The sequence below is a fragment of the Cupriavidus sp. SW-Y-13 genome (assembly GCF_009793345.1).
GTDB lineage: Bacteria > Pseudomonadota > Gammaproteobacteria > Burkholderiales > Burkholderiaceae > Cupriavidus.
On sequence record NZ_WHLX01000002.1, the window covers coordinates 2313015 to 2337299 of the forward strand.

26 protein-coding genes are annotated in these 24285 nt (G+C 64.1%); 12 read left to right on the forward strand and 14 right to left on the reverse strand.

Going from position 1 to position 24285, the window contains the following annotated elements:
* The 4 genes from GA566_RS25845 to GA566_RS25860 are packed head-to-tail and all read left to right on the forward strand — an operon-like array spanning position 1 to position 3943.
* Positions 1-1293 (forward strand): MFS transporter, encoded by a 1293-nt coding sequence (locus tag GA566_RS25845; RefSeq protein WP_160474416.1) that lies wholly within the window; start codon positions 1-3, stop codon positions 1291-1293.
* Positions 1290-1940: a response regulator transcription factor gene (locus GA566_RS25850; RefSeq protein WP_137927003.1), complete on the forward strand. Its 651-nt coding sequence runs from the start codon at positions 1290-1292 to the stop codon at positions 1938-1940. Before GA566_RS25845 ends, GA566_RS25850 begins: the two co-directional genes overlap by 4 nt.
* A gap of 17 nt (positions 1941-1957) precedes the next feature.
* Positions 1958-3262 carry a helix-turn-helix transcriptional regulator gene (locus tag GA566_RS25855; protein WP_160474417.1) on the forward strand — a complete coding sequence of 435 codons (1305 nt, stop codon included), beginning with the start codon at positions 1958-1960 and terminating at the stop codon, positions 3260-3262.
* A 45-nt stretch (positions 3263-3307) separates the two neighbouring features.
* The gene (locus GA566_RS25860; protein WP_160474418.1) at positions 3308-3943 is read left to right on the forward strand and encodes a glutamine cyclotransferase; all 636 of its coding nucleotides are present in this window, start codon (positions 3308-3310) and stop codon (positions 3941-3943) included.
* A 6-nt stretch (positions 3944-3949) separates the two neighbouring features.
* Here the strand turns inward: GA566_RS25860 and GA566_RS25865 are convergent, their stop codons facing one another.
* Together GA566_RS25865 and GA566_RS25870 are read right to left on the reverse strand one after the other, a co-directional pair.
* A complete protein-coding gene (locus GA566_RS25865) occupies positions 3950-4861 on the reverse strand; it encodes a bestrophin family protein (RefSeq protein WP_160474419.1) in 912 nt (303 codons plus the stop codon).
* A gap of 81 nt (positions 4862-4942) precedes the next feature.
* A complete protein-coding gene (locus GA566_RS25870) occupies positions 4943-5923 on the reverse strand; it encodes an MBL fold metallo-hydrolase (RefSeq protein WP_370459372.1) in 981 nt (326 codons plus the stop codon).
* A gap of 344 nt (positions 5924-6267) precedes the next feature.
* On the opposite strand from GA566_RS25870, the gene GA566_RS25875 reads away from it, so the two are divergent.
* Positions 6268-6822 carry a bacterioferritin gene (locus tag GA566_RS25875; protein ID WP_160474420.1) on the forward strand — a complete coding sequence of 185 codons (555 nt, stop codon included), beginning with the start codon at positions 6268-6270 and terminating at the stop codon, positions 6820-6822.
* A 163-nt stretch (positions 6823-6985) separates the two neighbouring features.
* Here the strand turns inward: GA566_RS25875 and GA566_RS25880 are convergent, their stop codons facing one another.
* From GA566_RS25880 to GA566_RS25890, 3 genes are all read right to left on the reverse strand, one after another.
* Positions 6986-8035, reverse strand: coding sequence for a DUF1254 domain-containing protein (locus tag GA566_RS25880; RefSeq protein ID WP_249359568.1), 1050 nt, complete (start codon positions 8033-8035; stop codon positions 6986-6988).
* 166 nt (positions 8036-8201) lie between these two features.
* Entirely contained in the window at positions 8202-8591 is a 390-nt protein-coding gene (locus tag GA566_RS25885; protein WP_137926997.1) for a hypothetical protein, read from the reverse strand.
* A 79-nt stretch (positions 8592-8670) separates the two neighbouring features.
* Positions 8671-10446, reverse strand: coding sequence for a cytochrome c biogenesis protein DipZ (locus GA566_RS25890; RefSeq protein WP_160474421.1), 1776 nt, complete (start codon positions 10444-10446; stop codon positions 8671-8673).
* A 237-nt stretch (positions 10447-10683) separates the two neighbouring features.
* Between GA566_RS25890 and GA566_RS25895 the strand changes: the two genes are divergently transcribed.
* From GA566_RS25895 to GA566_RS25915, 5 genes are all read left to right on the forward strand, one after another.
* Positions 10684-11427 carry a response regulator gene (locus GA566_RS25895; RefSeq protein ID WP_137926995.1) on the forward strand — a complete coding sequence of 248 codons (744 nt, stop codon included), beginning with the start codon at positions 10684-10686 and terminating at the stop codon, positions 11425-11427.
* Positions 11424-12725 carry an ATP-binding protein gene (locus GA566_RS25900; protein WP_160474422.1) on the forward strand — a complete coding sequence of 434 codons (1302 nt, stop codon included), beginning with the start codon at positions 11424-11426 and terminating at the stop codon, positions 12723-12725. The genes GA566_RS25895 and GA566_RS25900 overlap by 4 nt, the downstream gene beginning before the upstream one ends.
* Positions 12726-13091: 366 nt before the next feature.
* Complete coding sequence (locus tag GA566_RS25905) at positions 13092-13496, forward strand: hydroxyquinol 1,2-dioxygenase (protein ID WP_137928292.1); 405 nt, start codon at positions 13092-13094, stop codon at positions 13494-13496.
* A 54-nt stretch (positions 13497-13550) separates the two neighbouring features.
* Positions 13551-13970, forward strand: a complete 420-nt coding sequence (locus GA566_RS25910) for an organic hydroperoxide resistance protein (RefSeq protein ID WP_137928293.1) — start codon at positions 13551-13553, stop codon at positions 13968-13970.
* Between the two features lie 69 nt (positions 13971-14039).
* Positions 14040-14630, forward strand: a complete 591-nt coding sequence (locus GA566_RS25915; RefSeq protein ID WP_137928294.1) for a thioredoxin family protein — start codon at positions 14040-14042, stop codon at positions 14628-14630.
* Positions 14631-14648: 18 nt separating this feature from the next.
* Here the strand turns inward: GA566_RS25915 and GA566_RS25920 are convergent, their stop codons facing one another.
* From GA566_RS25920 to GA566_RS25930, 3 genes are all read right to left on the reverse strand, one after another.
* Positions 14649-14987 (reverse strand): cupin domain-containing protein, encoded by a 339-nt coding sequence (locus GA566_RS25920; RefSeq protein WP_137928295.1) that lies wholly within the window; start codon positions 14985-14987, stop codon positions 14649-14651.
* 193 nt (positions 14988-15180) lie between these two features.
* Entirely contained in the window at positions 15181-15510 is a 330-nt protein-coding gene (locus tag GA566_RS25925; RefSeq protein WP_160474423.1) for a hypothetical protein, read from the reverse strand.
* A gap of 191 nt (positions 15511-15701) precedes the next feature.
* A complete protein-coding gene (locus tag GA566_RS25930) occupies positions 15702-16577 on the reverse strand; it encodes a class I SAM-dependent methyltransferase (RefSeq protein ID WP_160474424.1) in 876 nt (291 codons plus the stop codon).
* An 82-nt stretch (positions 16578-16659) separates the two neighbouring features.
* Between GA566_RS25930 and GA566_RS25935 the strand changes: the two genes are divergently transcribed.
* Complete coding sequence (locus GA566_RS25935) at positions 16660-17094, forward strand: helix-turn-helix domain-containing protein (RefSeq protein ID WP_137928298.1); 435 nt, start codon at positions 16660-16662, stop codon at positions 17092-17094.
* 18 nt (positions 17095-17112) lie between these two features.
* Here GA566_RS25935 and GA566_RS25940 read toward each other — a convergent pair whose 3' ends face one another.
* The 3 genes from GA566_RS25940 to GA566_RS25950 form a co-directional block, all read right to left on the reverse strand.
* Positions 17113-17613 carry a DUF3016 domain-containing protein gene (locus tag GA566_RS25940; RefSeq protein ID WP_137928299.1) on the reverse strand — a complete coding sequence of 167 codons (501 nt, stop codon included), beginning with the start codon at positions 17611-17613 and terminating at the stop codon, positions 17113-17115.
* 89 nt (positions 17614-17702) lie between these two features.
* The gene (locus GA566_RS25945) at positions 17703-19247 is read right to left on the reverse strand and encodes a M20/M25/M40 family metallo-hydrolase (protein WP_237380665.1); all 1545 of its coding nucleotides are present in this window, start codon (positions 19245-19247) and stop codon (positions 17703-17705) included.
* Positions 19248-19284: 37 nt separating this feature from the next.
* A complete protein-coding gene (locus GA566_RS25950; protein ID WP_160474426.1) occupies positions 19285-20241 on the reverse strand; it encodes a tripartite tricarboxylate transporter substrate binding protein in 957 nt (318 codons plus the stop codon).
* A 198-nt stretch (positions 20242-20439) separates the two neighbouring features.
* On the opposite strand from GA566_RS25950, the gene GA566_RS25955 reads away from it, so the two are divergent.
* Positions 20440-20916: a nucleoside deaminase gene (locus GA566_RS25955; protein WP_160474427.1), complete on the forward strand. Its 477-nt coding sequence runs from the start codon at positions 20440-20442 to the stop codon at positions 20914-20916.
* Here the strand turns inward: GA566_RS25955 and GA566_RS25960 are convergent.
* The 3 genes from GA566_RS25960 to GA566_RS25970 all read right to left on the reverse strand — a co-directional run bounded on the left by GA566_RS25960 (position 20903) and on the right by GA566_RS25970 (position 24230).
* Positions 20903-21865, reverse strand: coding sequence for a tripartite tricarboxylate transporter substrate binding protein (locus GA566_RS25960; RefSeq protein ID WP_137928306.1), 963 nt, complete (start codon positions 21863-21865; stop codon positions 20903-20905). The two genes, GA566_RS25955 and GA566_RS25960, sit on opposite strands and share 14 nt — an antisense overlap.
* Before the next feature lie 269 nt (positions 21866-22134).
* Positions 22135-22917 (reverse strand): LuxR C-terminal-related transcriptional regulator, encoded by a 783-nt coding sequence (locus tag GA566_RS33385; protein ID WP_237380668.1) that lies wholly within the window; start codon positions 22915-22917, stop codon positions 22135-22137.
* Between the two features lie 239 nt (positions 22918-23156).
* Positions 23157-24230: an NAD(P)-dependent alcohol dehydrogenase gene (locus GA566_RS25970; protein WP_160474428.1), complete on the reverse strand. Its 1074-nt coding sequence runs from the start codon at positions 24228-24230 to the stop codon at positions 23157-23159.
* Positions 24231-24285: the final 55 nt, after the last annotated feature.

The window sequence follows — 24285 nt, forward strand, 5'->3', positions numbered from 1 at the left end:
ATGACAACAAAAGCAGGCAGGGAAGACGTGGCGTGGGGGAGTTTGCGCCCGTCGTGGTACGCAGAACTCGGCCCGGCGGGGCAGCGGACCTTCAAGGCATCGTTTGCCGGCTGGGCCACGGACGCGTTCGATTTCATGGTGTTCAGCTTCGTGCTGGCATCGCTGATCGATCTGTGGAGCCTCGATCGCGCACAGGCCGGGCTGCTTGGCACCGTCACGCTGATTGCCTCGGCAATTGGCGGATGGGTGGCAGGCATGCTGGCCGACCGCTACGGTCGCGTGAAGGTGTTGCAGGGCACGATCCTGTGGTTCTCGGTGTGCACGCTGGGCATCGGCTTTGCGCAGAACTTCGAGCAGGTGTTCGTATTGCGCGCGCTGCAGGGGCTGGGCTTCGGCGGCGAGTGGGCCGTGGGCGCCGTGCTGATCGGCGAGATCGTCGCACCCAAGCATCGCGGCAAGGTGGTGGGATTCGTGCAGAGCGGCTGGGCAGTGGGTTGGGGCGCGGCGGCGATCCTGTACAGCATCGCGTACTCGGTGCTGCCTGAATCGATAGCGTGGCGCAGCCTGTTCTGGGTGGGCATCCTGCCCGCGCTGCTGGTGATCTACGTGCGCAACAACGTGCCGGAGCCCGAGGTCTTCAAGAGAGCCGACACCGCGCGCAAGCAGGGCAAGTCGACCTCGATCTGGGTCATCTTCTCGCCTGCGCTGCTGCGTACGACGATTCCCGCCGCATTGCTCTGCACCGGTATCCAGGGCGGCTTCTACGCGATGTCCACTTGGCTGCCCACCTACCTGAAGCTGGAGCGCAACCTGTCCGTGCTCGATACGGGCGGCTACCTGATGGTGATCATCGTCGGGTCGTTCTGTGGCTACATGGTGGGTGCGTTCCTGGCCGACTACTGGGGACGGCGGCGCAACTTCATCCTGTTCTCGGCGCTGTCGCTGGTTTCGGTGTCGATGTACCTGACACTGCCGCTGACCAACAGCGAGATGCTCTGGCTCGGGTTTCCGCTGGGCTTTGCCTCGTGCGGCATTTTCAGTGGACTGGGGGCTTACCTGACCGAGTTGTATCCGTCGGACGTGCGCGCCAACGGCCAGAGCTTCACCTACAACTTTGGCCGGGGCATCGGCGCGCTGTTTCCCGGACTGGTCGGTTTGCTCAGCCATTCCAGCAGCCTTGCCACCGCCATTGCCACATTCTCCGGTGCCGCGTATGGCGTGGTGCTCCTGATGGTTCTGATGCTGCCTGAGACCAAGGGCCGCTCGCTTGACAACGTGGAGGTGCCGCAATGACTGCCTCGATGACTCCCCCGATGATTGCTTCCGAACAACGTACCGTCCATATCGTGGACGACGACGACCTGGTGCGTGAGGCGCTCGCCAGCCTGCTGGAATCCCTCGACCTGAACGTCCGCGCGTTTGCATCGATTGCAGAATTCCTGGAATGCCCGCCGGTGGATGGTCCCTGCTGCCTGGTGCTCGATGTGCGCCTGCGCGGGCAAAGCGGCCTGGCGTTCCAGCGATCCATCGTGGACAAGGGCCAACCGCATATGCCGATCATCTTCATGAGCGGCCACGCCGATATTCCGATGACCGTGAGGGCGATGAAGGCCGGTGCGGTCGACTTCCTGGCCAAGCCGTTCCGCGAGCAGGACATGATCGACGCGGTGATCGCAGCGCTGGAGCATGACGCCAGGCGCCTGGAGAACGAGCAGTCGCTGCGCGGCCTGCGCTCGAACTGGGAAACGCTGACCGTACGGGAGCGTGAGGTACTGCGCCACCTGGCCTCCGGTCTGGTGAACAAGCAGATTGCCGCGGCGATGGGCGTGGCCGAAATCACGGCCAAGATTCATCGCGGTAGTGCGATGCGCAAGATGAACGCCCGCACCGTGGTGGAAGTGGTCTACAAGCTGCAGGCGCTGGGAGGCATCGCCGCGTAACCATTGCAGCGTCATCCGTGGACGCCCTGATTACCGCTGCCGCACGTGCCCTGGCGGCAGGCGATCCGCTGGGCGCCCTGAACCGCGTGGCCCTGCGCGATGATCCGCCCGCGCTGGCACTTCGCGGTATCGCCATGGCCCAGCTTGGCGATTTGCCGCGTGCCCGCGCACTGGTGCGCGCCGCGGCGCGGGGCTTTGGGCCGAGGGAAGCCGTGGCTCGTGCCCGCTGCGCAGTGGCCGAGGCCGAGATCGCACTGGTCTCCCGCGACCTTGGATGGCCCGAACGCTCTCTCGATGCAGCGCGAATGGTGCTCCAGACCCATGGCGACCTCGCCAATGCCGCGCATGCGCAGTACCTGATCGCGCGGCACCAGTTGCTCGTCGGGCAGATCGTTGCCGCCGAATCGACGATTGCCGATATCGATCCTGCCCAGCTTCCATCGCCCCTGCGCGCAGCGCATGAACTTGTCGTGGCCGGGATTGCAGTGCGGCGCCTGCATGGCGCGGCAGCGCAGGCGGCCATGACTCGTGCTGCCGAAGCCGCAGCGCAGGCCGGTATTCCTGCGCTGCGGGCTGAGGTGGAACATGCGGCGCTGGCCTTGCGGACTCCGGTGGCGCGTCTGCTGGTGGAAGGTGCCTCGCAGCCGATGATGCTGCAAGACGTGGAGCAACTGTTCGCATCCGATGTGCTGGTGATTGACGCCTGCCGCATGAGCGTGCGCCAGCGTGAGACCGTGGTGCAGTTGGCGCGGCGCCCCGTGCTGTTCTCGCTGGCGCGCGCACTGGCCGAGCCGTGGCCGGACAATGCGCCGCGCGATACGTTGATCGCTCAGGCTTTCCGGACTCGTCATGCCGATGAGACGCATCGCGCCCGGCTACGTGTGGAGATCGGTCGATTGCGCGCGGTCCTCGCATCGTTGGCCGATATCAGCGCCACGCCGCGTGGGTTTGCACTGATGCCGCGTGACACAACGCGCGTGGCTGTGCTGACGCATCCGGTAGAGGAACCCTATGTTTTCTCCCCTCTCCCACTGCGCGGGAGAGGGGAGCGCATAGCGGGTGGCGTTGGCCTTTACGACGCGCGCGGTGTGCTCCCTGCGGCGGTGCTGGCCTGCCTTTCCGATGGCGAGTCATGGTCCAGTTCCGCCCTCGCCCTGGCCCTCGGCACAAGCCAGCGCGCGGTTCAGCGCGCACTCGAAACATTGGCCGAGGCAGGCAAGGTCGAACCCGTGGGGCGTGGCCGCGCGCGGCGCTGGATGACGCCGGTGCCACCCGGTTTCGCGACGGCGTTGTTACTCCCTGTGCCGCTGCCGGGCGCGTAGCATGGTTTGCACACCCCACACGGCAACAAGCCGAAGGAGACCACCATGAAGCGATCCAATGCCGAAATCCTGCGGGAATACGGCCCCTTCCCGGGCCACGACACCGTGCATGGCCTGACCTACGATGGCCGGCAGGTCTGGTTCGCCGTGGGCGACAAGCTGCTCGCGCTCGATCCGGCCAGCGGCAAGACCGGGCGTGCCATCGACGTGCAGGCCGATGCCGGCACCGCGTTCGATGGGCGCTTCCTGTACCAGATTGCCGAGCGTCATATCCAGAAGATCGATCCGGCAACCGGCAAGGTGGTGTCCACCATCCCGGCGCCTGGCAATGGCAATGATTCGGGCCTGACCTGGGCGGAGGGTTCGCTCTGGGTGGGCCAGTACCGGGCGCGCCAGATCGTCCAGGTCGATCCGGAAACGGGCAACGTGCTGCGTACCATCGAATCGAACCGCTTCGTCACGGGTGTGACGTGGGTCGATGGGCAACTGTGGCACGGCACCTGGGAGGGCGAGCAGAGCGATCTGCGCGGCCTGGACCCGAAGACGGGCAAGGTGCTGGAGACCATCGACATGCCGCAGGGCGTGGGCGTATCGGGACTCGAATACGATGGACGCGACCGCTTTTACTGTGGCGGCGGTGAAAGCGGCAAGGTTCGCGCGGTCAAGCGCTCGGCTGGATGATGGCGCTCAGGTCTGAATGAATCCGTTCGGTGCCGGCGCGGCGGTCCGTGGCAGCTCGCCAACCATCTCCAATACCGTGGATTCAATCATGTAAGACATGGCCGAGAGCGCGAGATCGTTGGCTTCCTCACCGAACGGTTCCTCGATCTCCGCGCTCAATGCTTCCAGCGCAAAGAAGGTATAGGCGATGAAGCAGACGATGACCGGCGTCATCAGCCCGATGCTGTCGAGCAGTCCGAACGGCAGCAGCGTGCAGTACAGATAGATGCAGCGGTGGATGATCACCGAGTAGGTGAACGGGATGGGTGTGCCGGCCAGCCGCTCGCAGCCGCCCAGCGCAGTGCTCAACTGGCTCAGCGATGTTTCCATCGGCAGCGCCAGCGATGGGGCCAGTTGCCCGCGACGGATCTGCTCGCCCACCCATTCGCCGGCCATCAGCAGCGCGATAGCGGGCTTATATTTCGCGGCCTGCAGACGCGCTGCGCTGGTCTCATCGAGGAACTTGCCGATATCGGCGGCGGCATCGGTGCCACGCAGTTGATGGCGCAGCGCATGGACAAACGCGCAGAGCCGATAGGCGAGGACTTGTGCCGCCGCACGGTCGCCGACGAGCGTCAGCGCCTGCCGCGTCAGCGAGCGCGATTCGTTGAGCACGCTGCCCCACAGCGTGCGGCCTTCCCAGAAGCGGGCGTAGCTCGTGCTGTTGCGAAAGCCCAGGAAGATTGCCAGCGTCAGGCCGATCAGCGAGAACGGTACGAAGTTCAGGGATACCTTCCAGTCACCGATCCGACCATGCGCCAGCGTGATCAGCGCGGCGAACAGCGTGACGCCGACCAGCTGCGAGGTGATCCGTGGCAGGACCGAACCTCGCAGCACAAACAGCATGCGGAGCCAGTGAAGCGGCGGGCGAACGATCATCGTGTGGGGGCGAGCTTTTTTGCGGAACGCCTATGTTCGCACGTTCGCCCTTTCGATGGGTTGAGGCCCTGATGCCTCCGCTCAGCGGTCGCTGCGGATCGGGCCGTACTCCACCGGCACCCAGGCGTAGCCGTTGTGCTCGCGCCGCACATGGCCCAGACCCGGGAAGGGCAGGTGCGCACCGCCCACCCAAAGCTGATTCTTGGCCGCATCCGCCATCATGCGTTTGCGCGTTTGCACGGCCTGATGGCTGTCCACGTCGAATTCGATGGCGATGTTCGGGCGACGGAACTGCGTGGCATGGCTGTGCACGATATCGCCCCACAGCAGCAGGCTTTCCTTGCCCGAGGTGAACAGGTAGCCGGTATGGCCCGGCGTATGGCCGCGCGCGACAACGGGGCGCACGCCCGGCACCGGCTGCTCGCCTGCGGCGGCATCGAAGGTCTTGAAGTGCTGCGCGGCGATGTACGGGGCAATCGCCTTCTGGGCCATCTCGAAGAACGGCTTGCCGCCCTCGGGCGCGGCGGCCGTGTTGGATTCGCTGAGCCAGTAGTCGGCATCGGCCTTGTCGGCGCGTACCGTGGCGTTCGGGAACACCATCTTGCCGTCGGCCGTGGTCAGGCCGCAGGCATGGTCGCCGTGCATGTGGGTCAGCAACACCGTATCGACCTGTTCCGGCGTGTAGCCAGCGGCGCGCAGATTGTTCAGGATGCCGCCCAACGTGGGGCCGAAGCAGGCCGCCGCGCCGGTATCCACCAGCACAAGGTGCGTGCCGGTGTTGACGAGGTAGGCGTTGACGGCGGTCTGCACGCCGGGCGTCGATTTCACGAACATGCGCGCCAGCAGGCTTTGCACTTCACGCGCGCTGGTGTACTTCAGCAGCTTGGTGTCGATGTCGATGTAGCCATCGTAGAGCGCCGTGACTTCCAGCTGGCCCACCATCATGCGGTAGTAGCCGGGAACCTGTGTCTTGAGCTGCGCGGGCGGCGCCGCGTGGGCCACGCCGGTGGTCAGTGGCAGGGTGGCGGCCCCCATGGCAACGGTAGCTGCGGTCAGGAACATGGCGGACAGGCGCCGTGGCAAGCTCGACTTTATCGACATCATTGGTGACTACCCCCTGGATTCTTGGTGATGTTTCATGGTTCGCACGGTAAATGCGCGAAACGTCACCCTACGCTCGTTGGCGTCAGCGAACAAGTTGGGCCTTGGCATGACAGGGACATACACAGGGCGGACGGTCGTTGCAGGCATCACCGGGTGGATTTTGTAAAAAACGCACGCCGTGATGCGGAGCGCCACGGAATTACCAAGGCTGGCGCCGTGGCATCGATATTGCCTGCGGGGTAAAAGTCCGCCGCCTACGCTGCATCGCGCGGAACCATTCGAACGATTACGAAGGAGTCCCCATGTCTGATAACCAACCGTTCCTGACCGACATCAAGACGCTGCGCGAGCGCGCCCGCAAGCACATCGACGACGGCGCGGTGACCGCCGGGTACGACGCCGACCGTGCCACGGTAATCAAGCTGCTGAATGACGCACTGGCCACGGAAATCGTTTGCGTGCTGCGGTATCGCCGGCACTACTTCATGGCGAAGGGTCCGAACTCCAAGGGTGTGGCCGACGAGTTCCTGGCGCACTCCAACGAGGAGCAGGGCCATGCCGACCAGATTTCCGAACGCATCGTGCAACTCGGCGGCGAGCCGGACCTGTCTCCTGACAGCCTGGTCTCCCGCAGCCACGCGGAGTATGTGGAGGGGTCCTCGCTCTCCGACATGATCAAGGAAAACCTCATCGCCGAACGCATCGCGATCGACACCTATCGCGAGATCGTGCATTACATCGGGGAAAAAGACCCGACGTCACGCCGGCTGATGGAAAGCATCCTGGCCGTTGAGGAAGAACACGCGGATGAAATGCTGGACTTGCTGGCGGCGAACCCGGATGAGAAGTCGCACTAAAGTTTGAATCACTGATTGTTTTCTCCCCTCTCCCTCCGGGAGAGGGGCGGGGGAGAGGGCAAGCGGTGCAAATTACGATGTAATCGGCAAGCAGGACCTCCAGCCCTCTCCCCTAACCCCTCTCCCAGAGGGAGAGGGGAACACGTCATCGATATTCGACCGCTCACTTCACCGCCACCGCCTCCGGAAACACAAACTTCCCGTTCAATACTTCCTTCTTCGGCTGGTACAGCCGCACTGTGTAGTTCCATCCTTCCATGATGGGCAGGCAGTTGAACGTCTGCGCATCGCAGTTGCCGAACTGGATCTTGATGCTGCCATCGGTCTCGCGCCGGGCCGTCACATTGTTCAACGTATAGGCATTGGCTTCGTTCTTCTCGAAGTAGCCCTTTGCGTTGTAGACGCTGACCGACCAGAAGCCGTCCACGGGCACTTGACCCACTTTCAGCCGGTACACGGTCTTGCCGTCGTTCTGCTTGGGCGTGACGTTGAGGTACTGGGCATCGCGATCCGGATTGCCGCCCCAGCCTGCGGCCGTACCGATGATGTGCTTCAGCGAATCGACTTCGCCCTTCTTGCCGAAGGACTGGTGGAAGTCAGGCATCACCGAGGCCAGCACCAGTAGCGCATCGCGGATCTTCTTCTGGCCTGCGGGGTCCCAGTTGGGCAGATCGAGCTTGCCGGGCGATGCCTGGCTGACCTGGATGGCATCCTGCAATGCATGCACGCGCTTGGCGTCTGCGGGATCGTCGGGATCGATCAGCGTGCGGATGCCAACCACCGCGTAACGCGTGCCCACGTTCGCGCGGGTCAGCACACGCTTGCCGGCACCGTAGTACACCGCCTGGGTGTAGTGATCCTCGTTGATGACCTGCATCGAGAAGAACCGCTTGCCCGGATCAGGCATCGTGATGGTCACGGGGCCGGCATCGAGGTCGAACACACCGGACGAGTAGAGCGTGTCGCGGTTGAGTCGGACCACGGTCTGGTGGTCGATCGACGCGGGCTCGCGACGATGCAGGAGTTTGCCAACGCCCCCTTGCTTCGCCAGTCCGGCGAAATACATGTCCGATTCGGCGCGCACGAAGTTGTCGAGCGTGACCGGCACGGTGGCAGGTGCAGGTGCTTGCTGGGCATGCGCCACGCCTGTCGCGGCAAGCGCGGCTGCGACGATGAATGGGCTAACGATTTTCGCGATCTGTGTGGATTTCACTGGCTCACCTCTCCTCGGGATGGAAGACTCCATGGCCGGGGCAGTATGCCGTACGCCTTCACACACGCGAACGCGCGACGAAAGGTGTCAGATCGCGCCTTGAAATAATTGAATGCGATGTCCGGATTCGACTCGAAACCGTCGATTCTGGACGATCAGAAACGTCTTACCGCACTGCCGTGCCGGGCTTGCAGTCCCTGACGTAGCCGGTCACGCGGCCCTGGCTCAGCAGCGGCCGGAAATCGCCGGCGGTGCTGATTTCCACGTTCGTACCCTGCTGTGCGGCGCGCAGGCGGATCAGGTAGGAATAGCCTGCATCGGCGCGGCTGCCATAGCCCACGCGGACATCGACCTTGCCGGGTTCGGGATAGGCCATGACGTTGGCATCGTCACCAAGCTTGCGCTTCAGGCAGAGCACCAGATCGCCCACGCTGGCATCCGAGTGCAGGTCCTTGCCGTCCTGGGCTTCCAGATACTCCACGTTTGTCCCGCTGGCGCAGGCGCCCAGCAAGGGGGGGATGATCGCTGCAAGCAGCATGGCACGAATCCGGGTCATCGATGCTCCTGTTCCTGAAAAGGCATGAGCCGCGATGCTGCCACGGGCGGGCGCGGCGGTCAAAGACCCGCCGCGCCGCTCAACCGAACGTGAACGCGTAAGCCTGCGCGCCCGGGTCCAGGAAACGGATTTCGAAGGTGTGCTCGCCCACTTCGCCCGCTTGCCGCACCAGTTGATAGAGCCGGGTCTGCGTGATGGCACCGTTGCCGTTGGCGTCGATATCGGCGCCGTGGCTCGCGCCGGGCGGCTTGCCGTCGATGGTTACCAGGAACCGCACGGCACGGCCATCGGGGGCCGGCCCCAGCACCAGATGAAGATCGCGCGCCTGGAAGCGGTAGCGGATGCTGCCATCGGCGCGCTCGAGCGCGGCGTGGTCCGGACGCACGGTCCACTGGCCGTTCAGTCCCCACTGGTTCAGGCGCAGGTCGCCCACGGTGTAGTTGCGCGGGGCATCCTGGCGGATGCCGCCCGGCGATGCGAAGTTCGTCGCCTGCTCATAGCCCACGTAGGTTTCGCCGGAACGCAGATCCTTGAGATCGGGGGCGGCCTGCGCACCGGGCGCGTCGGGCGTCACCAGGTCACGCGAGGCGGACGGCTGGCCGGCCTCGGCGAGCAGAGTCTGGATGACGCGCTCCGACTTGCCATAATCCCCCTCGCCAAACTGGTGATGACGGATATTGCCCTGTGCGTCGACGAAATACGCAGCCGGCCAGTAGTTGTTGCCCCAGGCGCGCCAGATGTGGTAATCGCTGTCCACCGCCACCGGGAACTTGATCTTGAAATCGGCAATGGCGCGGCGCACGTTTTCGGGATTCTTCTCGAAAGCGAACTCGGGCGTATGCACGCCGACGACCGTCAGGTTCGGATACTTCTCGGCCCAGGCGCGCAGGTACGGCAGCGTGCGGATGCAGTTGATGCACGAGTACGTCCAGAAATAGACCAGCGTGACCTTGCCCTGCAACTGCTCGCGCGTGAGCGGTGGCGAGTTGAACCACTGCACGGCGCCGTCGAACGATTGCATCTTTCCCTCGATGGGCAGGCGGCTGCCAAAGCCGGGGCTGGTGTCGTTGGCGGCCAGCAGCATGCCGGAGTCGGCGGGCACGCTGGCCTGGGCCGATGCCTGGCGGCCGGCGTGGAACTTGTCGATCAGCGTCTGTTCGAGTCCGGCCGTACTGCCCGTGGAGAGACGCGCCAGCAGGCCCGTATCGGCGCCAAAGGCGATGGCGGTCACACCGGCCAGCACACCGACGCCCAGCCCCCGGCGCAGCCATTCGCCAGTGCCCATCGAGCGCTTCATGGCCGCGAACAGGCGTCCGCCGAGACCGAGTGCCGCCGCCAGCGAGGTGGCCGCACCCGCCGCGTAGGCCACGAGCAGCAGCGAGCTTTGCACGCTGGCGCCTTGCAGGGCCGCCGTGGTCAGCACGATGCCGAGGATCGGGCCGGCGCAGGGCGCCCAGAGCATGCCCGTGGCCACGCCGAGCAGCAGCGATGCCCAGGGCGAGGGGCCACCGTCGGCGTGAACCCCCTGCCTGTTCGTCAGCCGGTTGCCTAGGGCCACCACGGGCCGAGCCAGCCATCCGGCCAGTTGCGGCACCAGCAGCGACACCCCGAACACGGCCAGCAGCGCCAGCGCGGCATAACGGCCGTACTGGTTGGCTTCCACGGCCCAGGCACCGCCGATCGAGGCCAGCGTGGCCACCCCGGCGAAGGTCAGCGCCATGCCGGCCAGCATCGGCAGCCGTCCGCGCAGGAACGGCTGGGTGCCCCGGCTCAGCACGAACGGCAGCACGGGCAGGATGCATGGGCTCAGGATGGTCAGTGCGCCACCCAGGTAGGCAAGGATCAGCAGGGTCATGGTCGTGTCTCTCTCGGTGGTCTTCTTCGGGTCTGCAGGGCAGGCCAAACGCTGGCATGCCGCCATGAGACGCCTGCCATCTTCCGCAGATGTGTCGTGGAAGCGCCGAGTTGTACCGGATTGTGGGACCCGCGCTGCCAGATACACTGCGATACACGTTGCCTGCGCACCCCCCATACAATGGCGGCCAGCAAGGCAGATCGCCCCCCAGTTCCAGAAAGAAAAAGGTGAATACGCATGGAAACGCACGTGGACCACATCCTGATCGTCGATGACGACCGCGAGATCCGGGAGCTGGTCTCCACCTACCTGACCAAGAATGGCCTGCGCGTGACCATGGCGCCCGATGGCCGCCACATGCGCCAGTTCCTGGATGCCAACGCGGTGGACCTGATCGTGCTGGACGTGATGCTGCCCGGCGATGACGGCCTGGTGCTGTGCCGCGAGCTGCGTGCTGGCAAGCACAAGACCACGCCCATCCTGATGCTGACCGCGCGAGACGACGAGACCGACCGCATCATCGGCCTGGAAATGGGGGCCGACGACTACCTGACCAAGCCCTTTGCCGCGCGCGAATTGCTGGCGCGCATCAAGGCCGTGCTGCGCCGCACACGGATGCTGCCGCCCAACCTGCAGATCACCGAGGCGGGCCAGATCCTGGCGTTCGGTGACTGGCAGCTCGACACCACCGCACGGCACCTGATCGACCAGGAGGGCACCATCGTGGCCCTGAGCGGCGCGGAATACCGGCTGCTGCGCGTCTTCGTGGATCATCCGCAGCGCGTGCTGAACCGTGATCAGTTACTGAACCTGACGCAGGGGCGTGAAGCGGAAATGTTCGAACGGTCGATCGACCTGCTGGTCAGCCGCCTGCGCCAGCGGCTCAATGACGATGCGCGCGAGCCCGCCTACATCAAGACCGTGCGCAGCGAAGGCTATGTGTTCTCGATGCCGGTGGAGATCCGGGAGGCCCGTCAGTGAACATCCGCCACTGGCTGTGGCCGCGTTCCCTGGTATCGCGGCTGTTCCTGATCCTGCTGGGTGGCCTGATCGTTGCCCATCTGCTGTCGTTCGCGCTGCTGTTTTCCGAGCGGTACCTGTCGGCGCGGCAAGTGATGCTCGGCACGCTGGAAACCGACGTGGCCACGTCCGTGGCGATTCTTGACCGCCTGCCAGCGGCGGAGCGGCCCCAGTGGTTGCCGCGCCTGAATCGCGGCAACTACCAGTACATCCTGGGGCCGGGTTTGCCGGGCACGCCCGAGATGACGCAGCGCGGACGGGACATCGCCGAGCGCATCATGGACGCCAGCGGCGGACGGTTTCCGGTGTCCGTGGAAGAAATTCCCGGCGATGGCAAGCGGCTGCAGGCGCACCTGACACTGAGCGACGGCAGCCCGCTGACCATCGACGTGCATCCGCGCATGACGCCTGTGGCGCAGTGGCTGCCGTACACGTTTGTGCTGCAGTTGCTGCTGCTGGTGCTGTGCTGCTGGTTCGCGGTGAGGCTGGCCATTCGTCCGTTGGTGGCGCTGGCCGATGCAGCCGACGCGCTCGATCCGAATACCAAATCGACACCGCTCGACGAATCCGGCCCCACCGAACTGGCCCGCGCCGCGCGTGCCTTCAACGCCATGCGCGACCGCATCGCCAAGTTCGTGGAAGAGCGCGTGCAGATCCTGGCGGCGATTTCCCATGATCTCCAGACGCCCATCACGCGCATGAAGTTGCGCGCCGAGATGGCCGAAGATACCGAGGAAAAGCGCAAGATGGTCAGCGATCTGGCCGAGATCCAGACGCTGGTGCAGGAAGGGCTCGCCTATGCCCGCACCACGAGCGGCGAGGGCGAGAAGCCGTCACGCATCGATCTTGGATCGTTTGTGGAGAGCCTGGTCTATGACTACCAGGACACCGGCAAGGCGGTCAGCATTACCCGGAATGCAGGGGGGGCGCTGACTACGCGGCCCCATGCGCTGCGTCGGATTCTGACCAATCTGGTGGATAACGCGCTGAAATTCGGCGGCGCCGCCGAGCTGGATGTGCGCCGCGAAGCCAATACCGTGATCATTGAAGTGCTCGATCGCGGTCCCGGTATTCCTGAAGACAAGCTCGATGCGGTGCTGCAGCCATTTGTGCGCCTGGAAGGCTCGCGCAGCCGGGAGACGGGCGGCAGTGGGCTGGGTCTGGCGATTGCCCACCAGTTGGCGTTGGCTGTGGGCGGATCGCTGAAACTGCGGAATCGTGAGGGCGGGGGGCTGGCCGCGGAGATTCGGCTGGGGTGATCCTCTCCAATCTGACTGTTTGTTCCCCTCTCCCGCTGCGCGGGAGAGGGGCCAGGGGTGAGGGCAGGGCTTTACGCCACTAGCCACGCTCGTCAAGCACGACACGCTGGCCCTCACCCCCAACCCTTCTCTCGCCTTGCGGGAGAGGGGAGCAAGACCCCCGCCCCCCCCCCTCTTTGTACCCCTTTGTATCAACCCGCCGTACCGATACGCGCCCTGACATAAACGGGGCCAGATCGCTACGGGCGTGATACGTCGGACGCCTTAAATACGTCTCGTGGCCGGATGCAACGCAACGAAGCGAATCCCGGTCCCGGCACCTGCCGATGCAAGTTCTCATCGAAATCGACTTTAAGGAATCCGATCATGTCCAAGACCCTCACCGCCCGCCTCGTCCTCGCCGTCGCCCTTGCCGCCGCTGCTGCTGGCGCCCAGGCATCCGTCCAGAGCCCCCGCGACCCGTACACCGACGGCGCACGCTCGGTCCAGCAAGCCCGTGACGTCTACAGCGAAGGCGCCCGTTCGGTACAGGAGCCGCGTAGCCCGTACACCGATGGTGCCCGCACCGTGGCAGCCATCAACACGCCGGCCGACCCGTTCACCCAGGGTGCCCGCTCCGTGCAGGAACCGCGCAGCCCGTACTACGACGGCGCCCGCAACGTTGACCCGTACTACGACGGTGCCCGCACCGTAGCCGGTCTCGACCGCGTCGGTGTCTCGGCCGATCCGGCGCGCAGCGTCGATCCGTACACCGATGGCGCGCTCGCCTGAGCCTTGCCGAATTCACCGAACTTCCAGCACAACCACCAAAAAGGAGAAACCACCATGATCCGCATCGAAAAAGTCCTCTACACCGGCCGCGTCCACACCACCTCGGGTGGCCGTGATGGCAAGGCGTTCAGCGATGACGGCAAGCTCGATATCGCGCTGTCGTCGCCGGGCAGCCGGGGTATGGGCACGAACCCCGAGCAACTGCTGGCTGCCGGCTGGTCGGCCTGCTTCATCGGGGCGCTGAACAAGGCTGCGGTCAAGCATGAAGTGAAGCTGCCGGCGGACCTGTCCGTCGACGCCGAGATCGACCTCGGCATGACGGCCGACGCCTACCTGCTACAGGCCCGCCTGCGCGTGAACCTGCCGGGCGTGGCGTCCGACGTGGCGCAGAAGCTGGTGGAAACGGCACACGGCACCTGCCCGTACTCCAAGGCGCTCACCGGCAATATCCATATCGAATTCGAGATCGCCTGATCTCGCGATTCGCCCGCTGGCAGGCCAATGCATGGCATGCCGGCGGGCATCTTCACGAAAGGCCCCATCATGCGCCGTACCCTTGTTCCCGCCCTGTTTGCAGCCGTCTGCATTGCCATCCTCTACAACTTCGCTGCAGGTGCCTTTGCATCGAGCCCGCGCACCGGCGATCAGGGTCCGGCCCCTGCATTCACGAACATCACGCATTGGCTCAACTCGCCGCCGCTGACGATGGAAGGACTCAAGGGCAAGGTGGTGCTTGTGGATTTCTGGACATACGCCTGCGGCAACTGCGTGAACACGCTGCCGCATGTGAAGCAGTGGTATGACAAATACAAGGACCAGGGGCTGGTGGTCGTGGGTGTCCACACGCCGGAATTCCCGTTCGAGAAATCGACGGCCAATGTGGAGCAGGCGCTGAAGGAGTACGGCATCAAGTACCCCGTGGCGCAAGACAATGACTACGGCACGTGGGCGGCGTATCACAACCAGTACTGGCCTGCGCTCTACCTCGTGGACGCGAATGGCCGCATCGTCTACCAGCACTATGGCGAAGGACGCTACGACGAGACCGAGGCAGCCATCAAGAAGCTGCTGGCCGAGCGCAAGGTCAGCCAGGCCAGCCGCGTCATGGCTGCGGCGCCTACCCCCGTACAGTAAGCCGGAGACAGCGGCGGTCTAGCCGCCGTTGCCTAGCAGCACGATGGTCAGCAGCACCGTTGCATCGGTAATCGCCTTGAGGTCGTGCCTGACGTTGCCGGCGAGATAGATCAGATCGCCCTGATGCAGCCGCTGCGAATTGCCATCGAGTTCGACTTCCACCTCGCCCTCGATGCACTGGATGGTGAGCGGGCCGGCCACGGCATGCGGCGGCAACTGTTTGCCCGCGAGCATCACGAGCCGGCACACTTCCATGTGCGGTGCCTTGAACAACGCGGTGGTGGGGGTGTTCTTGAGATTCGCGCCCAGCGGCAATACGCTGGCGGTCTGGCCGGAAGCAAGGTGGGGAATCGACATGGCTCTTCGCTCGCTGGTGGAGGATTGGCTGATAAAACAGCTGCGCCTTCGCTGCGCGGTTGCGTTCAGTCTAAAAGCAAACCACCCTCCCCATGCAAGCGCTGTGTGGCAAAACCCGCGTAAACACCGATCCGCTCGCATGACACATCGCAGACCAGGCTTTTCCAGGCCCGGCCCGCGATGTGTTCACCGCTCAGGCCAGCGCGCCGTCCGTGTAGACATCGAACTGACGCGATGGCTCCGAAGAAACGCCCCGGCGATCGAGACCCGACAGCGAACGGTCCGAGTCGCGGTCGCGCGTGGTGGCTGGTGTCACGTCGCGTGCGCCTTCGCTGAACGTATCGAAGCGGCCGCTGCGCGCGCCGTCGCTGTAGACGTCGCGGGTTTCCGCGCGGAAGCTGTAGCCGTACTTGTCGCCGGCGTGCGTGCTGTCGCGCGGTCCCGATGCCTGGGCGGCGCCTGCGATCAGTGCGGTGGCGAGGGTGATGGTGGTGAGAACAAACGTGGTGAATCTGCGTTGCATGACAGGACTCCGATGGACAGTAGCAAGGAAAAACACAGAACGCGTAGGGGGCGTTCCCTTGCCATATCGCAGAAGTCGTACCAGTTGGCGTGCGGGCCACAAAGTGATGCCGATGGCGCGTCCCCGGCCAGTGTCGGGACTGAAAACGGCTGGACGTGTTGGCCTGTCGCCGACATGCGATCAACACGGTGTCATCGCGGTGCCGACACCGGGATCGATCGGTGTCCAGCGCGCGCATCGATTTGCCAGCACGCTGCCGTAAAGCGCACGTCGTTCCCATCGACGAAGGGTTCGAACGCCGCGCGAACGGTCTCGATCACCCGCGTCCGCGTGGCGGCATCGGCGGATAGCAGGCGTTGCCCGACACTCCCCAGCCAGCCGATGTAGTCGATCAGTTGCCCTTCCGTCAGCGTGCACGCGACATCGATCGGCGCGATGTCGATGTCCTGCCAGCCCGCTTCGGCAAGGATCGTGGCCACGCGCTGCGCGTTGGCGAAACCGAACTGCCCGGGCGCATCGGGTGCCCGGGGCGGCACGGGCGGCAGTAGTGGCTCTGCGGTGCGCTCGGCGATGGTCATGAATGGATTCTCGGCGGGGCTGCGCCATGCAACGGCGCGCAGCACGCCATCCGTGCGCACGGCGCGCCGCAGGTTGGCGAATGCCGCAACGGGATCGTCGAAGAACATCACGCCGAAGCGCGACACGATCACGTCGAAGCCTGCCGCATCGAAGGGGTATGTCTGCGCATCCGCCCGCAAGAATCGGGCGTGGATGCCTTCGCGCTCCGCGCGGGTGCGCGCCAGATCGAGCATCGGCGTGGAAAGGTCGGCCCCTGTGCAATGCCCGGCGCCGCCCATCTTGCGCGCCGCAGCAAGGGTCACGGCACCCGTGCCGCAGCCGATATCGAGCACCCGCTGCGCGGTGCCGGCGGCTACCGGCGCAAGCAGGACAGGCTCGAATCCCGCGAACATGCGGTCCAGCGTCGCCTGGTTCCTGACCCAGGCGTGGCCGCCGGTACCGTTCCAGAGCGTGTCCTGATCGATGTTCGCGCGAGGCTGATTGTCCATGATGTGCGTTCCTTGTGAACTGGCGGAAAGCTACACTGTGCGCGTTCAAGTCAGCTTGAGGTCAAGGGGGGGACAGCGGCACATGCAGCTCGATATCGGCGAGGTAGCGCGGCAATCCGGCGTGCCGGCCTCCACATTACGCTTCTATGAGGAAAAGGGACTGATCGCGCCCTCGGGACGCAGGGGGTTGCGCCGGCAATTCCATGCCGACGTGCTCGAACGGCTGGCGCTGATCGCGCTTGGGCAAGCCTGCGGCTTCTCGCTCGACGAGATCGCCGGCATGCTGGCCAGCCACGGACAGGTGGAGATAGACCGGACGCTGCTTGCCGGCAAGGCCGACGAACTCGACCGTACGATCCGCAGGCTTGTGGTGCTACGCGACGGATTGCGGCACGCCGCGGCATGTCCTGCGCCGAGTCATATGGAATGTCCGACATTCCGCCGCATCGTGCATGCCGCAGCGTCCGGCGCCATCGTGGAACGGCGTGGAACGCGGAAACTGACGGCCAGCGGTTGATCCACCGCGGCTTCGTCGCTACTCCTGTATGCGTCGCGCGATGGATCGTTCGAACCAGTCGTCGAGCATCGCTTTTTCGTAGCGCAGCGGATCACTGTAGCCGTAGGTATTGATGCCCCAGTGGAAGTTCATGTTGTTGATGCGCTCCTGCTGGTCGACGATGGTCTGGTCGCCATGTCTGAGCGCATAGTGCAGCGTCATGCGCGGCCACGTGGCATCGCGGATCACGCGCACCTGGCTGGCGGTGCGCCACTCGATATAGCCCGCGAGATCGATATCGAGCACATCGATCGACAGCGAGTAGCCGGACGGCAAGCCGCGATCTGCCAGCTTCTGCAGGTGCTGGCGAATTGCGTCGAGCACTTGCGGGTCGCTGCCGTAGCCATAGCGCCGCGAGGCGTCCTGATAGGTGTCGGGTTTGACGAAGGTGACGGACAACACGTCACGAGAGGGCTCGGCCGCCAGGGCCGGGCCCATCGTGGCCAGCAAGGCCACGACACACATGGATAAGCGATACATGGCACTACGTCCTTCACGGGACGCACGGCTCCCAGCGGAAGCCGTGCGCTGCTATCAGCTTAGACCATGCGAGGCGGGCGCAGCAGGCTTCAGAACGACGCCGTCATCAGGCCGTAGAGTGTACGCACGCCGTTGACGTAGTTGCCCATCCGGAGATTCTCGTTCGCCGCATGCTGGTTGTTATCGGCATTGACCAGCGGAATGATCACGAACGGCACGTTGAGCACATCCACGATTTCAGCGGTCGGCACGGTACCACCCATCATGCGGATGCGGACAGGCTCGGGGTTGGTGCCGAACGTGCCGGTGATGCTCTGGTACGCCCATTTCGCGACACCGGAATCCATCGGCGAGCCGGCAGCGTTCGCACCTTCGCTCTGATACGAGAAGCTGGCGAGCTTGTCATAGCGCGCACGGTCCTCGTCGGTCGGCGTGCCTTTGACGAGGTGATAACCCTGCTTGACGATGTATTGCTCGATCAGCTTGCCGAGGTATGCCGCGTCGGAGTCCGGCGTGGTGCGCAGGTCCAGTTCGGCCTCGGCCTTGTCCGGCACGATATTGGCAACCTTGTCACCCACGGCGGCAGATGCCATGCCTCGCACGTTCAGCGACGGGTACTGCAGCGCCTCCTGGTAATTGGCGCCGACCTTCTCGGCCTTCGCAATACCGATACGCGTTTTCAGCGCTTTCTCGTCATCGGGCACCGCCGCCATGACCTTGCGCTCCGCAGGGCCGAGGCGGACCTTGGCGTAGTAGCCGGGGATGGTCACGCGACCGCTCTCATCCTTCATCGAACCGAGCAGGCTCGCCAGCCGAAAAGCAGGGTTCGGCGCGTAGTTGCCATAGTGGCCGCTGTGCAATGGCGCCTTCGGACCATACACGGTGATCTTCGCCTTGGCCGCACCACGGTTCCCGAAAATCAGCGTCGGGCGATTGGTGGCATGCATCGGACCATCGTGGATGATCATGCCGTCGCAGGCCAGCAGGTCGCGATGGGCCTGCATTACCTTGCCGATGGAGGGCGAGCCCTTTTCTTCCTCGCTATCGAGAATCACCTTGATGTTCACGCCGGGCTGCGTACCCGCCGCCTTCATCGCATCGATGGCCGCCAGCAACATCATGATCGGTCCCTTGTCATCGGACGAGGAACGACCGAACACGCGCCACTCTGGGTCCAGCGTACCCGTGAGCAGGTTGTTCATGTCGATCTCTTCCCACTCGCCGTTGGCGCCCTTCTTCTTCAGCACTGGCGTCCACGGACTCTTCTGTGCCCACTGCGCGGGGATGACCGGCTGACCGTCCAGATGCATGTAGAACAGCACGGTCTTGCGCGATGCCTGCTTGCCCGGATACTCGGCGAACAACATCGGCTTGCCTTCGTTGTCCAACGCCTGCGTGGTGAAGCCACGCTTCTTGAACGCCTGATCGAGCCATGCCACGTTGCGCTGGATATCCGCAGGCACCACCGAGTCATTCGGAATGCCCAGCAGATCCAGATACTCGCGATAGCTCGCCTGCGATTGCTGCTGCGCCGCTTCGGGGGCGAGGGTGGCAGCGTGGGCTGCGCCGGTCAGCGTGATTGCAATGGTGGCAGTCGCGCACAACGTCAGGCAGGTGGCGAGGGGCTTTCTCATTCTTGTCCTCATCGTTTTGGTCTTGTTGCGTGGAAATTCAATCTGCGGTGGCACCGGAACGCTTCACCACGGTGGCCCATTTACGGATCTCGCTCTCGACGAATTTGCCGGTCTCGGCCGGCGTCATCGGCATTGGCTCGGAGCCACGATCGGTGATGAACTTCGCAAGCTCGGGCGACTGGAGCGCCTTCACGGTTTCCCGGTTGAGCAGCGCGACCGTGTTCGCGGGGGTATCCGCCGGCGCCATCAGGATCGCCCATCCCAATGCCTCGAAGCCCGGCACGCCTTCTTCACGTACCGTCGGCACGCTCTGCAACTGCGGCACGCGCTTCGCCGTGGTCACCGCGAGCGGTATCGCCTTGTTCGACTGGATGAGCGGCATGGCGGCGGTGACGGAATCGACCATCAGCGGAATCTGGTTGCCGAGGAAATCCGCTTGCGCGGGGCCACTGCCCTTGTACGGGATGTGAACCATGAAGATGCCCGCCTGCGCCTTCAGCATTTCAGCGGAGAGGTGCTGCGTGCCGCCAATGCCGGCGCTCGCATAGCTGATCTTGCCCGGCGACGCCTTGGCCTTGGCAATCAGTTCATGCAGCGACTTGTATCCGGACTGCGGCGTGGCCAGGAATACCAGCGGCACCGAGAACACACCGGAGACCGGCGCGAAATCGTGCAGCGGGTCGTAGTTGATCTTCTTGTAGAGCGTCTGGTTGATCGCCATCGCACTGCCGGCCATGACCAGCGTGTAGCCATCGGCCGGTGCCTTCGCCGCGATTTCCATGCCGATGTTGCTGCCTGCACCGGCACGGTTCTCGACAACGATGGATTGTCCAAGCTGCTTGCCGAGTTTCTCCGCCAGCGCGCGGGCAAAGATGTCAGTCGCTTGTCCAGGCGGGAAGGGAACGATCAGCTTGATGGGACGGTCGGGGTACGCGGCTTGCACGGTGCCGGCAGCAGCCAGCAGCAATGCAGCGAGAGTCTTGCGCAGGGGCATCAACAATGTCTCCAATCTGAATCCGGCACCTGTCTGGTCGAGGTGCTCGAGGTTGATTCTACGTGCGTAGGGCGTGAACGGAAATGGGCTGGGACGACCTTCGCAAAATCCGTGCGATCCCACGGATTTTGTATCCAACGGGCAAATAGAGAGGAAAATCCGTGCGATTCCACGGATTTTTATTTTGGAGAGCCCACCATGACCCAAACCGAACACTTTCTGCGGCAGGCCATCGCGCTTGCCCAGGCCAACATGGAACAGGGCGGACGACCGTTCGGTGCCGTGATCGTGCGCGATGGCAAGGTGGTGGCTACCGGGGTCAACGAGATCCTGGCGACCAACGATCCCACTTCGCACGCCGAACTCAATGCCATCCGGGCCGCCAGCCAGGCGCTGGGCAGTGCCAGCCTTGCAGGATGCGCGGTGTACGCCAGTGGCAACCCTTGCCCGATGTGCATGGCGGCGATGCGCATGGCAGGAGTGGTCGAAGTGGCGTACGCCTATTCGAATGACGATGGCGAGCCGTTTGGTCTGTCCACGGCGGCCATCTATGCGGACCTTGCGAAACCGTTCGCGGAACAGTCGATGCGGATTGCGTATGTGCCGGTCAGGCTGGCGGGCCAGCCTGACCTGTATGCCGCATGGCAGCGCAAGCAAGAAATCAATCGAGCGTGATCTTGCCCGCCTTGACGATCTGCGCGTAGCGCGTGGTATCGCGCTCGATCAGCTTGCGGAACTCGTCGGGCGTGCTGCCCACGGGAATGAAGCCAAGTTCCGTCAGCTTCTTTGCCACGTCGGCACTGCGTGTGGCGGCGGCGATTTCCTTGGCCATGCGATCGACGATGGGCTGAGGGGTGCCGGCGGGTGCCATCAGGCCGGTCCACGAACTCATGACGAAGCCTGGAAAGCCGGCTTCTTCCATCGTCGGGATGTTGGGCTCACCTGGCCAGCGCTTGGCCGAGGCCACGGCCAGTGCGTTGATCTTGCCGGACTTCACGTGCGGCATCGGCACGAGCAGCGGATCGAACGCGACGGATACCTCGCCGGACACCAGCGCGGGCAGGATCGGTGCGCTGCCGTTGTACGGCACATGCGTCATCTTGACCTTCGACTCCATCGACAGGCGCTCGCCGGTCAGGTGGGCCGAACTGCCTACGCCGCTGGAGCCAAACGTCAGGGTGTCGGGATGCTTCCTGCCATAGTCCACCAGTTCACCCACGGTCTTCACAGGCAGCTTCTTGCTGGCGAAGAGGAACAGCGGCAGCTCGGCCATTTCGGCAACAGGCGCGAGATCCGACGGCTTGTAGCTCAGCTTGGAATAGAGCGACATGTTGGCGCTATACGCCGCCAGCACCGATACGAAGGTGTAGCCATCGGGCGCCGAGCGCGCAGCCACGCCAACGCCCAGCGTGCTGTTGGCACCGGGTTTGTTCTCGATGATGATGGGCTGGCCCAGGCTTTGCGATACGCGCTCGAACACCACGCGCGACACGGTATCGGTGGAACCACCCGGCGTGTACGGCACGATGACCTTGATCGGCTTGGCGGGCCACGCTTCGGCGGCCACTGCCTGCGGGCCGAACACGGCCACTGCTGCGAAAACGGAAGCGATGGCCACGGCCATCCCGCGCGCGCGACGCACGGTACTACGCTTGCTACTGCTCACTGCATCTCCTTCCACTGATCATTCTTCAGCCCGCTTGTTGTTGGGGCTCCTGGGCCGATGGCATCGGCCTAAGCGATTATCGGTGAGGAGATTTGCCGTCGTAGTCGGGGTCAGCCCCCGGTCAGTCGATGCAATGTGCGATAGCCGCACCGTCTGGCGCGGAACGGCAGCACGATGACAGTGCGGTACTGCAGGGCAGGACAATGGCGCCGCTAACGCATCAATCGCTATGCCGCCACGCCCTCGATATCGCTGCCTGACGACGCACCCGATACCGCAACAAGCCGCGCGCCTTTCTCGCGCGCTACAAACACGGCTTCGGTCTTGTTGCTCGCTGCAAGCCTGCGATAGATCTGCAGCGTGTGGCTTTTCACGGTAGGCACCGAGATATGCAGCCGCCGGCTGATGAGCTTGATCGACAGCCCCTTCGACAACAGCACCAGCACATCGTATTGCCGCTGGGTCAGATTGAGCAGGCGCGCCTCGGTAACGCATTCGGATACGCCAACCAGCATGGACCGGTCGATCGGCGTGGCAAACGGCGTGGCAAACAGGCTGGGATCGATGACGATAGGTTCGGCAGCTGCGGAGCCGCCCGCGTGATCATCGGAAAAGCTGGCGGCATGCCCGGCCCGTCCATTCGCTGCTCCATCGATCAGCAACACCGCACCGGATGCGGAGATGTCGTGACAGTTTGCCGATCCCGCCGCGCGCAGCGATGCGATCAGCGTGCGCACCGTGTGTTCGATGGCCTCTGGCGAGGCATGCTCGGGCAGCCACGAGAGCAGCGGGGGCACCTCGCGCGGCGGCATCCATTGCACTTCGCCCGCTGGCCCCATGTAGAGTACGCATCGCACGGCGGATGCCGAGCTGAGTAGCTCCAGCATGGCGGGGCTGTAACCCTGTGGCAGTTCCCCGACGATCAGCAGTTCGATGGACCGCAGTGAACTCGCGCCGCCCAATTGCGGCGAGACCACGCTCGATGCTTCGATATCGACGATCCTGTGCAAGACCCGTTGAATTCCGATCCCGACCAGTGGCCGAGCCTCCAAGACGGCAGCCCTCATGGCAGCGCTCCCCAGTTTCTACTTCTTATGTTGTTGTTTCATGTGTCCGTCATCAGACAAGGGGCAAGAAGCGTTCCATGGGTGCGTGGGCCGCAAAGGCTGATGGGACCGTGCTTTTTGGCAGGTAGACGCGTTACGCGTTACGTAACGGCCAACCGGCGCCGGCACGGTCCGATTCATGGTCAGGGGGTAATCGCCACCTTCAGCACGCCATCGCGTTGATGGGAGAACAGGTCGTAGGCCGTCTCGATCTCGGCCAGCCGGAATCGATGGGTCACCATCGGGGAGAGATCGATCCGTTCGGTTTCGATGACGTTCATGAGACGCCGCATGCGCTCCTTGCCGCCGGGACACAGCGAGGTCACGATGCGGTGATCGCCCAGCCCGGCGGAGAAGGCATCGAGCGGAATGCGCAGGTCGCTGGAATACACGCCGAGGCTCGACAGCGTACCGCCGGGCTTGAGCACGCGCAGTGCGGACTCGAAAGTGGATTGCGTACCCAGTGCCTCGATCGATGCGTCCACACCACGTCCACCGGTGAGCCGCAGGATTTCCTGGACGACATCGACCTCGCGATAATTCAGCGTCACATCGGCACCCATCTGGCGGGCGATGGTCAGACGGTCACCGATGCCATCGACGGCGATGATCATCGATGCACCGCGTAGCCGCGCGCCAGCCGTGGCGCACAGGCCGATCGGTCCCTGCGCGAAAACGGCCACGATATCGCCAATCTTGATGTTGGCGTGTTCTGCGCCGGAGAAGCCCGTGGACATGATGTCGGGACACATCAGCACTTGTTCGTCGCTGAGGCCGTCTGGAATGGGCGCGAGGTTGGCCTGCGCATCGGGCACCAGTACGTACTCTGCCTGCGTGCCGTCGATGGTGTTGCCAAAGCGCCAGCCGCCCATCGGCTTGTAGCCGTGCGCATGGCCCTGGCCGTCCTGCGACGAACAGCCGTCCTGGCAAGCGTAGGAATAGAAGCTCGGACAGATGGCACCGGCAATCACGCGCTGCCCTTCGCGATATCCCTGCACACCGCTGCCGAGTTTTTCAATGATGCCAACGGGTTCGTGGCCGATGGTCAGGCCCGGTTGCACCGGATACTCGCCCTTGAGAATGTGGACGTCGGTGCCGCAAATCGTGGTAGTGGTGATGCGGATCAGCGCATCGGTGGGACCCACCGCGGGAATGGGCTTCTCGCGTAACGCGATCTTGCCGGGTTCCACAAAAACGGCCGCTTGCATGACTGCCATGGCGCCTCCTTCAGACTTCAGACGGATGAAGAAACAGGCCCCGACGCGCAGCGAG